Below are 12236 nucleotides of genomic sequence, written 5' to 3' on the forward strand. Positions count from 1 at the left end.
ATGGCGATCGGTGCACAACAAATTCTGCACCGGCTAGCCCCCTGGGCTTTGCCGGTCGCGCTGGTGATTGGCTGGCAGATCTCCGTTGAGGCTGGCTGGTTATCTAACCGTATCTTACCCGCGCCGAGCGCCGTAGTGGCTGCCTTTTGGGCTTTAACCCAGAGTGGCGAGCTGTGGCAACACCTGACCATCAGCAGTTGGCGCGCGCTGATTGGCTTCAGTATCGGTGGCAGCATTGGCCTGGTGCTGGGATTCATTACTGGCCTGTCCCGCTGGGGAGAACGTCTGCTCGACAGCTCGGTACAGATGATCCGTAACGTGCCGCATCTGGCGCTGATCCCGCTGGTGATCTTATGGTTCGGCATCGACGAGTCCGCCAAAATCTTCTTGGTGGCTCTGGGTACGCTATTCCCGATCTATCTGAATACCTATCACGGTATCAAGAATATCGATCGTGGCTTGCTGGAAATGGCACGCAGCTACGGCCTGAGCGGCTTTGGCCTGTTCACGCAGGTGGTGCTACCCGGCGCTCTGCCTTCGATCATGGTCGGCGTGCGTTTCGCCCTCGGGTTTATGTGGCTGACACTGATCGTCGCCGAAACCATCTCCGCCAACTCGGGCATCGGTTACCTGGCGATGAATGCCCGTGAATTCCTACAGACCGACGTGGTGGTGGTCGCCATCATTCTATATGCCCTGCTCGGCAAACTGGCCGATGCCTGCGCACAATTGCTCGAACGTGTCTGGTTACGCTGGCATCCGGCCTATCAACTGAAATCAGGAGAAGCATAATGACGGCACCGACTCGCATCCCGCAAGGCACCCCCATTACCCTGGAAGCCATCACCAAGCGTTATGGCAATCGCACCGTGCTGGACGATCTGCAACTCCGCATCACCGCAGGCCAGTTTGTGGCCGTGGTTGGCCGCAGCGGCTGTGGTAAAAGCACCTTATTACGCCTGCTCGCAGGGCTGGAAACGGCCAACAGCGGGACACTGTTGAGTGGGAATGCCCCGCTCAGCCACGCCAAAGACGATACCCGTCTGATGTTTCAGGATGCTCGCCTGCTGCCGTGGAAAAAGGTGATCGATAACGTGGGGCTTGGCCTGCGCGGCAACTGGCGTGATGCTGCATTGCAGGCGTTAACCACCGTTGGGCTGGCCGATCGTGCCAATGAATGGCCAGCCGCGCTGTCTGGCGGGCAGAAACAGCGTGTCGCCCTGGCCCGTGCGTTGATCCATCGCCCACGGCTATTGCTGTTGGATGAACCGTTGGGGGCACTGGACGCGTTAACCCGTATTGAAATGCAGGGGCTGATCGAAACGCTTTGGCAACAGCATGGTTTCACCGTATTGCTGGTCACGCATGACGTTAGTGAGGCGATCGCGCTGGCCGATCGGGTGCTGTTAATCGAAGAAGGACGTATCGGGCTGGATTTGACCATCGATTTACCACGGCCACGTCGTAAAGGCTCGGCAAAACTGGCGGAGCTGGAAGCAGAGGTATTGGCAAGAGTGTTGGCACCACCGCAAGCTGTCGAGAACTCCCGCCGGGTGGCGAATTAATCAGGGGACGGCAAATGCCGTCCCCTTGCTTTTTACGCGTCTAGCGCCTTGGTGATCTTCTCAAACAGATCGCCAGACAGGTTCTCCAGCCCTTTTAACTGCTCTAGCGCCTGACGCATCAACGCCTGACGAGAGGCATCATAGCGCTTCAGGCGGATCAGAGGTTCAATCAGCCGCGCGGCAACCTGTGGGTTACGCTTGTTCAGATCGCTGAGGATCTCCACCAGGAACTGATAACCGCTGCCGTCTGCTGCATGGAACGCCGCCGGGTTAGCCGAGGCGAATCCACCAATCAGCGAGCGGGTGCGGTTTGGATTACTCAGGCTGAATGAACGGTGTTGCAGCAGCGCACGCACCTTACCGAGTACGTCTGCCGCCGGGCTGGTGGCCTGGAGGATGAACCACTTGTCCATCACCAGACCATCGTGATGCCAGCGCTCATCAAACTCGGCCATCAAGGCATCACGGCAAGGCAGCTGTGCCCCCATCGCCGCGGCCAGTGCCGCCAGCGAATCGGTCATGTTGTCGGCCTGCTGGAACTGTTGCACCACCAGCCTGTCGGCCTGTTCTGCATCGCCGAAGGCCAGATAATGCAGGCAAATATTACGCAGTGAACGCTTGGCAATATCGCCGTGCTCAACCCGGTACCCATCGGTTTTATTAGCGTGATACACCGCCAGCCACTCATCGGCCAGCTCTTTAGCCAGGCAACGGGTGATCGCCTCATGCACCGCCGAAATGGCTTGTGGATCGATAATGGCGAACAGCTCGGCAATTTCGTTTTCCGATGGCAGCGTGAGGATCTGCGCGGCCAGGGCCGGATCCAGCTTCTCATCCAGCAGCACCGCCCGGAAGGCATCTGCCACGTGCAGCGGCAGCGACAATGGCTGCTTCTGCTGATATTTGGCCACGTTCAGCTTGATGTAGATGGCCAGCAGGCTCTGCGCGGCATCCCAGCGAGAAAACTCATTGCGTGCATGCTGCATCAGGAAGGTCAGTTGCTGATCGCTGTACGGATAATCCAGCTTGACCGGTGCCGAGAACTCACGCAGCAGCGAAGGAACCGGCTTATGCGCGACGCCATCAAACACAAAAGTCTGTTCGGCGGCGGTGACGTTCAACACGTTATTGACCGGTGAACCGTCTTTCTGCAAGGCAATGACGTTGCCTTCGCTGTCGTAAAGCTCAATATCCAGCGGGATATGCAACGGCAGTTTTTCTGGCTGATCGGCCGTCGGCGCGGTTTTCTGGCTGACGTGCAAGCGGTATTGTTGATCCTCGGCGCTATAGTCATCACGCACCGTCAGCAGCGGCGTGCCGGACTGGCTGTACCAGCGGCGGAACAGCGACAGATCGACGTTGGAAGCATCTTCCATTGCCTGTACAAAATCATCGCAGGTGGCCGCACTGCCGTCGTGGCGTTCGAAATAGAGCTGCATCCCCGCCTGGAACTGTTGTTCTCCCAGCAACGTATGCAGCATGCGGATCACTTCGGATCCTTTCTCATACACCGTCAAGGTGTAGAAGTTGTTCATCTCGATCACTTTATCCGGCCGGATCGCGTGCGCCATCGGGCTGGCATCTTCGGCAAACTGCGCCCCACGCATCACCCGTACGTTATCGATGCGGTTGACCGAACGGGAGCCCAGGTCGGAGCTGAACTCCTGATCGCGGAACACCGTCAGCCCTTCTTTCAGGCTAAGTTGGAACCAGTCACGGCAGGTCACGCGGTTGCCGGTCCAGTTATGGAAATATTCGTGGCCAATCACCGCTTCAATATTCAGGTAATCCTTGTCGGTGGCGGTTTCGGCCTTGGCCAGCACATACTTCGAGTTAAAGATATTTAACCCTTTGTTCTCCATCGCCCCCATGTTGAAGAAATCCACGGCGACGATCATGTAGATATCCAGATCGTATTCCAGGCCAAAGCGGGTTTCGTCCCACTTCATCGAGTTTTTCAGCGAGGTCATGGCCCAATCGGCACGATCCAGGTTGCCGCGATCGACAAACAGCTCCAAGGCCACCTTACGACCAGAACGGGTGGTGAAGCTATCACGCAACACGTCAAAATCCCCCGCCACCAGCGCAAACAGATAGCTAGGTTTCGGGAACGGATCCTGCCATTGTACCCAGTGACGGCCGTCTGCCAGGTCACCTTCAGCCACCCGGTTGCCGTTCGACAGCAGGAAAGGATAACGTGCTTTATCGGCGACGATGCGGGTAGTAAAACGGGCTAGCACGTCTGGGCGATCCAGATAGAAGGTGATATGGCGGAAGCCTTCGGCCTCGCATTGGGTACACAGCGCTTCGCCAGACAGGTATAGCCCTTCCAACGCGCTATTTTTGGCTGGATGAATGTCGTTGACGATCGTCAGGGTAAACTGAGCCGGTAGCTGTTCAATGACCAGTTGGTTTTCCTGCTGACGATAGGCGCTCCAAGGCTGCCCATCCACTTGAATACTCACCAGAGTCAGGTCTTCGCCATTCAACGTTAACGGGGCGCCAGCGGCACCCTGCCGTTTGATCTGGCTGACGGCGGTCACGCGCGTGGTGTCTGCATCCAGTTCAAAATCCAGGTCGATATCGGTGATGGTATAATCTGGGGCGCGATAATCGTGGCGATACTTCGCCTGTGGCTGTTGTGTCATAAAAACCCTTTGACGTCTCAGTGAGTTACAGATCCCGGACTCGGAGCGTACCGCCGTGCAGGACGACGTGGTATCTCAATGGCCCGATTGTGAATAAACTGTATCACAGCTATAAAAAAAACCCAGAAATGGCAGCAAATCGCACCAAGAAATCACGCGACTCACGCAGACATTCGCTGTTGTTTGCTATGCTCCAGCTACCCTGGCGCTTCGCTTAACGTCAAACTCAGCATTTTATGCTTTAACAGGCGCGGTTCCATCCCCGTTGGCAACCGAATTGCGGAGGAAAACCAGCGCTAGCAATGATATAATTATCCAAGAGCCAGTAGGAGAAACGGATTGGCATGAAAGTAAAATACCTTATCTATTTCTTCACCTTTGCCATCATGCTGTCTTTTGCGGTTTTTATCGCCAATGGGCTGATAAAAGCCCGGGCTAGCTATCACCAAAGTCTGGAAAATCTGTATAAAATCAGCAGAACCAAAGAAGTGGCCGAGGCCTTTCAGGCTACGCTGCTGGCACACCGGTTAAAAAGATTAGGCCTGGCGGATAAATCCGTGACCCAAGCCCAATGGCAACAGGCCGATAAACAGGCGCGTGAAAAAATCGCGATTGTTAAATCCAATGTTGACGCCGATCTCGCCCTGCGCCTGGGCATTCGGCAAAAGATTGCCATACTGTCCATGCTCGATTGGATGGAAAGGCTGCTGGATAACGATTCACGTCAGGTCACGCAAGTCGACACTGCCAACAGCAATCTGTTCAATATCAACAGCGCCTATTATATCGTCCAGACCACCAAAGCCTTCTACCGCTATACCTACGACACCCGGCTGATCAATGCGGACTCTTTTCTGTTTTTGGAGGCTGTTCGCCTTAATAATCGGCTGAATATGTCGCTGACCGAACTGATCGATCAGATTATCGACGTCAATCTCAGCAGCCTGGAACGCAAGAATGCTTATCTGAAGGCCATCCAATTGACCGGGGTATTCACCCCGCTCGGTACCCGTTTGGCGTTCTTAAAGCTGGCCTATAACGATCCGCAGATTGCCGAACTGGTGGATGAGATACTGCGTAACATCTCCAACAACCGGATCAGCAGCATTTCAGACGGGCTATATCAAGCCATTACCCACAATACCGTCTATGACATCAACCTGATCGCCAGCTATATCGAGGAGATGGACAAGCTTTCCCAAAGACTCTATGAGCGCAGCTTTGAGCTGGAGATGGCCGCTTCCGAAGCCAAAAAGTATGATAGCCAGACGGCCATCTACGGCATGATTTCTCTGAGTGGGCTGATTGCCCTGTTCATCCTGCTGCCTTCCATGATCTTCTGTTCCAACATTACCCGCTGGCTGACCAAAACGCATAAAAATATTCTGCGCCTGTCACAAGGCGATACGAATATTGATGACAACGACGCTTTTTACAGCAAAGAGCTGATCGCCATCAGTGATGCCATCACCCAGCTCAAACAATACAATCAGGTCAAGCTCGCGCTGGAAAACGAAAAGCAACAGCTAATCAAAGAGCTGGAAGTCTCGTCATTCTTCGATCCGTTGACCAACATTTATAACCGCCGCAAATTTTTCCTCGAGTGTGAGATGCTCGCCCAGAGTAGCTATCCGCTGGCGTTCTGTCTGATCGATATCGATAACTTCAAGCGTCTTAACGATACCTATGGCCACGATGTCGGCGACCGAGTGCTGGTGATGTTCGCCCAGTCGTTAAGTAACACCTTCCGTTCCAGCGATATCTTTTGCCGCTATGGCGGTGAGGAGTTTGCCCTGCTGCTCGGTCACTGTTCCCTGGAAAATGCCCGCAGCATGATGGAAGCCCTGCGTGAGCAAACCCAACAGATGTGCCTGGAGTTGGTCAACGGAAAACGGGTGCGCTTTACCATCAGCTGTGGCATCGCTGCCGTAGGCAACCTGGCAGAACTGCATCCAGCCATCAAGCAGGCCGACGAAGCGCTCTATTTTTGTAAGAAGAGCGGGCGCAATCGGGTCAGTATTTATACGCCAACCGGTTTTATCTGAATCGGTGTTTAAAATAATTAACCTCATAATTTTTATGAGTAAATCAACTAAGCCATTCAGTTTATTGGATTAAATGGCTTTTTCTGTCTGAGGTTGCGCCCCCAGTAAAATAAAGGCACGTTTTATCCTCGACCCGTTCAGGCCATTTGTGGTGTGATGAGGCTTCAATAACAGGATAATCCGGGTATACTCCCCCCACTTTTTTGATTATCCGGATTTGGACACGCGCCTGACGAGGATGCTGTAACGCGATATGACTCTATACGCTTCCCCGATTTTGACTTCACTGCTTGATACTGACGCCTACAAGCTTCATATGCAGCAAGCAGTGTTCCATCGCTACCCCGCAATTACCGTTGCGGCGGAGTTTCGTTGCCGTGGCGACGAACTGCTAGGCGAATATGCCGACGAGATCCGCGCGCAGGTTGCCATGATGAGCGAGTTGGCGCTAACCGAAGCCGAACACCGCTATCTCTCCAGCCTGCCTTTCTTCCATCAGAATTACCTGAGCTGGCTGCGGGAGTTTCGCTACGATCCGCAACAGGTCAGCATTAGCAATCACGACGGCAAATTGCATATCCGTATCGCTGGCCCCTGGCGCGAAGTGATTATGTGGGAAGTGCCGTTATTGGCAGTGATCAGCGAAGTCGTGCACCGCCAGCGCTCTCCACAGGCCACGCCAGAGATGGCAATCAGCCAGTTGCGCCAGAACCTGGCACAGTTCAAGCAACTGAGCGGAGATATTGATATCTCACGCTTCAAGCTGATGGACTTTGGCAGCCGTCGTCGCTTCTCCCGCGATGTGCAACAAGCCATTGTCAGCACGTTGAAAAACGAATTCCCCTATCTGGTTGGCACCAGTAACTACGATTTGGCGCATCGACTGGATCTGATACCGGTTGGCACACAAGCCCATGAATGGTTCCAGGCTCATCAACAGATTAGCCCGGTGCTGGCCAACAGCCAGCGTGCCGCCTTGCAGGCCTGGCTGGATGAATATCCCGATCAGCTCGGCATAGCCCTTACCGACTGTATCACCATGGATGCGTTCCTGCGTGATTTCGGCAAGCAGTTTGCCCAGCGTTATCAAGGGTTGCGCCACGACTCTGGCGATCCGATCGAATGGGGTGAAAAAGCCATTGCCCATTACCAGCAATTGGGTATCGATCCCATGAGCAAGACGCTGGTGTTTTCAGACAATCTGGATCTGGATAAGGCGTTGGCGCTGTATCGCCACTTTGATCGGCGTATCAACCTGGCGTTCGGTATCGGCACGCGTCTGACCTGCAATATCCCCGGCGTCAAGCCATTGAATATCGTGATCAAGCTGGTCGAGTGTAAAGGCAAGCCGGTGGCTAAACTGTCCGATAGCCCAGGCAAAACCATCTGCCAGGACCCTGCGTTTGTCAAAGCACTGCGCAAAGCCTTCGATCTGCCACTGGTGAAGAAAGCCAGTTAAGGTGCCCCCTCTCCCTCTGGGAGAGGGAACTGTACGGAGGTGCATTAAGGAACAGGAGCCAACCGGTGATACAAACCGTGTGGCATTTCTCACCAGCGATCCCTCTCTTCCTTTATATACCTCCTGTTTTTTATCCCACTGCAATAAATGTTGTCCCATTCTGATGATTTCTGCTTGTGCTCTGCAACGCGGCAAGTAACATAGCAACATCCCCAAATTCTTGGGTTGTTAGCCTATTTCTGAAAAACTTATAAGAGAGAAATCTATGAGCGTAGTGCCTGTAGTCGACGTACTGCAAGGTCGTGCTGCGGTTGACAGTGAAGTCACCGTGCGCGGTTGGGTACGTACCCGGAGAGATTCTAAAGCTGGTATCTCCTTCCTCGCCGTTTATGACGGCTCCTGCTTTAATCCGTTACAGGCCGTCGTTAATGATTCTCTGCCGAATTATCAGGACGAAGTGTTACACCTGACCACCGGCTGTTCCGTTGAAGTGACCGGTACCGTAGTGCCATCGCCGGGTGAAGGCCAGAGTTTCGAACTGCAAGCCACGGCCATCAAGGTGGTTGGTTGGGTTGACGATCCGGACACCTATCCAATGGCGGCCAAACGCCACAGCATCGAATACCTGCGTGAAGTTGCCCACCTGCGCCCACGTACCAACCTGATTGGCGCGGTTGCCCGCGTTCGCCACACGTTGGCACAGGCTATCCACCGCTACTTCCACGAGAACGGTTATTTCTGGGTTTCTACCCCGTTGATCACCGCCTCTGACACCGAAGGTGCCGGTGAAATGTTCCGCGTCTCCACGCTGGATATGGAAAACCTGCCGCGCACCGATAAAGGTGCGGTCGATTTCAGCCAGGATTTCTTCGGTAAAGAAGCCTTCCTGACCGTATCCGGCCAGTTGAACGGCGAAACCTACGCCTGTGCACTGTCAAAAATTTATACCTTTGGCCCCACCTTCCGTGCCGAAAACTCGAACACCAGCCGTCACCTGGCGGAATTCTGGATGATTGAGCCGGAAGTCGCCTTTGCTACCCTGGACGACGTTGCCGGGCTGGCCGAAAGCATGCTGAAGTATGTCTTCCAGGCGGTGCTGGATGAACGTGCCGACGATCTGCAATTCTTTGCTGAACGGGTAGATAAAGACGCTATTGACCGCCTGAAGCGCTTTGTCTCTTCTGATTTCGCCCAGGTGGACTACACCGAAGCGGTCGAGATCCTGATCGCTTCCGGCAAGACCTTCGAGAACCCGGTTTCATGGGGTATCGATCTTTCATCTGAACACGAACGCTATCTGGCCGAGCAACACTTCAAAGCCCCGGTAGTGGTGAAAAACTACCCGAAAGATATCAAAGCCTTCTATATGCGCATGAACGAAGATGGCAAAACCGTCGCGGCGATGGACGTGCTGGCACCGGGCATTGGTGAAATCATCGGTGGTTCACAGCGCGAGGAGCGTCTGGATGTCCTGGATCAGCGTCTGGCAGAGATGGGCCTCAATAAAGAAGATTATTGGTGGTATCGTGACCTGCGCCGCTATGGCACCGTGCCACATTCCGGTTTTGGCTTAGGTTTTGAGCGTTTAATCGCCTATGTCACCGGGGTGCAGAACGTCCGTGACGTGATCCCGTTCCCAAGAACGCCACGTAACGCCAGCTTCTAAGTCATAAAACCCAGCATAATTTAAACATTTTTTTTACATAATAAAGGCCAGCTTAGCTGGCCTTTCGCATTTTTGATTATTGACCTACATCACAAAGTTCCCTAAAATACATAAATTGTTACACATCGTTGCTTTCTGAAACCAAATTGCGACATTGGTAGCATTTTCGTTCTAGATAAACCTGCCCGTGAATGGAACACTGCGTGCAGACACAGGACGACACCAATCTATCAACAATAGTTCCAAAAGAATTATTGGCGGCAGTGGCAAGGTGTCCGAATAAAACCAATGAGGGTAATAATGATGATGAAGCGCAACATTCTTGCAGTAGTGATCCCAGCTCTGTTAGCAGCTGGTGCAGCCAACGCAGCTGAAATCTACAACAAAGACGGCAACAAACTGGATCTGTACGGTAAAGTTGACGGTCTGCACTACTTCTCTAACGACAAAAACAACGATGGCGACCAGTCATACGTGCGTTTTGGCTTCAAAGGTGAAACCCAGATTACTGACCAACTGACCGGTTATGGCCAGTGGGAATACAACGTTCAAGCTAACCACGCTGAGTCACAAGGTACCGAAGGTACTAAGACTCGTCTGGGCTTCGCGGGTCTGAAATTTGCTGAATTCGGTTCATTCGATTACGGCCGTAACTACGGCGTAGTGTATGACGTTGAAGGCTGGACAGATATGCTGCCAGAGTTCGGTGGCGATACTTACACCACTACCGACAACTTCATGACCGGCCGTGCTAACGGTGTTGCTACTTACCGTAACAACAACTTCTTCGGTATGGTTGATGGTTGGAACTTCGCTCTGCAGTATCAAGGCAAGAACGAAAACGACAAGCGTGAGCTGAAGAAACAAAACGGTGACGGTGTTGGTGTTTCTACCACCTACGCAATTTTGGATACCGGTGTCAGCTTAGGTGCAGCATACTCTTCATCTAACCGTACCATTGACCAGAAAGATAACAGCACTGCTGGCGGTAACGTAGCTGATGCATGGACCGTTGGTGCTAAATACGATGCCAACAACGTCTACCTGGCAACCATGTATGCGGAAACCCGCAACATGACTCCATACGGTAGCGCGTCTAACACCATCGCTAACAAAACTCAGAACTTTGAAGTGGTAGCACAGTACCAGTTCGATTTCGGCCTGCGTCCATCTATCGCTTACCTGCAGTCTAAAGGTAAGAACCTGGCTGGCCCTAACGGCACTGACAACGACCTGGTTAAATACATTGATGTAGGTACTACTTACTACTTCAACAAAAACATGTCTACCTACGTTGACTACAAAATCAACCTGCTGGACGAAAACGACTTTACTCGTGCTAACGGCATCGCTACTGATAACATCGTAGCTACCGGTCTGGTTTACCAGTTCTAAGTTGTTGCACTTGATGACGGTTTACCGTCAGCTAAGTTAAAAAACAGGGCTTCGGCCCTGTTTTTATTTTTAGCGCTTTGCGCCATTTTTTATTCTGCCAATCCGCCCTTCCCCGTCATTTTTTGTGCTGAATCTGCCGCCGTCACAAGATCGAGGTGTTTTTCTCGCAAACGGTTGGCAAAGGCGATAACTGGCGCTACCCTGATGTTTCTGTCTGCTTAACTCTAGGCCATGGAAGCATCTGACATGTTTGAAAAAATCATCGCTGCACCTGCCGACCCAATTCTGGGTCTGACCGACATTTTCCGCGCCGACAAGCGTGAGAATAAAATCAACCTGGGTATTGGCGTCTATAAAGACGAAACGGGCAAAACGCCGGTGCTGACCAGCGTCAAGAAAGCTGAGCAGTATCTGTTGGAAAATGAGACCACCAAAAACTACCTGGGCATTGAAGGTATTCCTGAATTTGCCAGCTGCACGCAAGAGCTATTGTTCGGCAAGCAGAGCCCAATCATTGCCGACAAGCGTGCCCGTACCGCGCAAACCCCTGGTGGTACCGGTGCCCTGCGCGTAGCGGCCGACTTTATTGCCAACCAGACCAGCGCCAAGCGTATCTGGGTCAGTAACCCAAGCTGGCCAAACCATAAAAACGTCTTTGGTGCCGTTGGCCTGGAAGTGTTGGAATACAATTATTACGACGCCGCCAACCATGCGCTGGACTTCGACGGCCTGCTCACCAGCCTGAACCAGGCTCAGGCTGGCGACGTGGTGCTATTCCACGGCTGCTGCCATAACCCTACCGGTATCGATCCAACCGAAGCACAATGGGCTCAGTTGGCTGAACTGTCCGTAGCCAAAGGCTGGTTGCCGCTGTTCGACTTCGCTTACCAAGGCTTCGCCAAGGGCCTGGAAGAAGATGCGCAGGGTCTGCGTATCTTTGCAGCCAAACATCAGGAACTGATCGTTGCCAGCTCCTACTCGAAGAACTTCGGCCTGTATAACGAGCGTGTCGGTGCCTGCACCGTGGTGGCTGCCGATGCAGAAACCGCCGAGCGTGCCTTCAGCCAGGTGAAAGCCGCGATCCGTGCCAACTACTCGAACCCGCCATCACACGGTGCCGCCGTAGTTGCCACTATCTTGGGTAACCCAGCGCTGCGCGCCATTTGGGAACAAGAGTTGACCGACATGCGTCAACGCATTCATCGTATGCGCCAGCTGTTCGTTAATACCCTGCAGGAAAAAGGGGCGCAGCAGGATTTCAGCTTCATCATCAACCAGAACGGCATGTTCTCTTTCAGCGGCCTGACCAAAGAACAGGTTCTGCGTCTGCGTGATGAATTTGGCGTGTATGCCGTTAACTCCGGCCGCGTTAACGTGGCGGGGATGACGCCGGACAATATGGCGCCGCTGTGCGAAGCCATCGTTGCCGTGCTGTAAGCGGATTTAGCATTGAAAAGG

The 12236-nt window shown here is 53.2% G+C and carries 8 protein-coding genes; 7 read left to right on the forward strand and 1 reads right to left on the reverse strand.

Annotated features, from left to right (window positions below):
• Positions 1 to 792, forward strand: coding sequence for an aliphatic sulfonate ABC transporter permease SsuC (gene ssuC / locus JHD74_RS04550; RefSeq protein ID WP_199061823.1), 792 nt, complete (start codon positions 1 to 3; stop codon positions 790 to 792).
• Positions 792 to 1565, forward strand: coding sequence for an aliphatic sulfonates ABC transporter ATP-binding protein (ssuB, locus tag JHD74_RS04555; protein WP_024530379.1), 774 nt, complete (start codon positions 792 to 794; stop codon positions 1563 to 1565). The genes ssuC and ssuB overlap by 1 nt, the downstream gene beginning before the upstream one ends.
• Positions 1566 to 1597: 32 nt before the next feature.
• Here the strand turns inward: ssuB and pepN are convergent, their stop codons facing one another.
• Positions 1598 to 4213: an aminopeptidase N gene (pepN, locus tag JHD74_RS04560; RefSeq protein ID WP_199061824.1), complete on the reverse strand. Its 2616-nt coding sequence runs from the start codon at positions 4211 to 4213 to the stop codon at positions 1598 to 1600.
• 344 nt (positions 4214 to 4557) lie between these two features.
• On the opposite strand from pepN, the gene JHD74_RS04565 reads away from it, so the two are divergent.
• The 5 genes from JHD74_RS04565 (at position 4558) to JHD74_RS04585 (ending at position 12215) form a co-directional block, all read left to right on the forward strand.
• The gene (locus tag JHD74_RS04565) at positions 4558 to 6258 is read left to right on the forward strand and encodes a GGDEF domain-containing protein (protein WP_199061826.1); all 1701 of its coding nucleotides are present in this window, start codon (positions 4558 to 4560) and stop codon (positions 6256 to 6258) included.
• Between the two features lie 253 nt (positions 6259 to 6511).
• Positions 6512 to 7717, forward strand: coding sequence for a nicotinate phosphoribosyltransferase (gene pncB, locus JHD74_RS04570; protein WP_199061828.1), 1206 nt, complete (start codon positions 6512 to 6514; stop codon positions 7715 to 7717).
• Between the two features lie 265 nt (positions 7718 to 7982).
• Positions 7983 to 9383 (forward strand): asparagine--tRNA ligase, encoded by a 1401-nt coding sequence (asnS, locus tag JHD74_RS04575; protein WP_024530376.1) that lies wholly within the window; start codon positions 7983 to 7985, stop codon positions 9381 to 9383.
• A gap of 303 nt (positions 9384 to 9686) precedes the next feature.
• Positions 9687 to 10778, forward strand: a complete 1092-nt coding sequence (ompC, locus tag JHD74_RS04580; RefSeq protein WP_074029096.1) for a porin OmpC — start codon at positions 9687 to 9689, stop codon at positions 10776 to 10778.
• A gap of 246 nt (positions 10779 to 11024) precedes the next feature.
• Positions 11025 to 12215, forward strand: a complete 1191-nt coding sequence (locus tag JHD74_RS04585) for an amino acid aminotransferase (RefSeq protein WP_024530374.1) — start codon at positions 11025 to 11027, stop codon at positions 12213 to 12215.
• The last annotated feature ends 21 nt before the right edge of the window (positions 12216 to 12236 follow it).

Origin of the sequence: Serratia sp. ASV30 (genome assembly GCF_016428815.1) — a bacterium.
Lineage (GTDB): Bacteria > Pseudomonadota > Gammaproteobacteria > Enterobacterales > Enterobacteriaceae > Chania > Chania fonticola_C.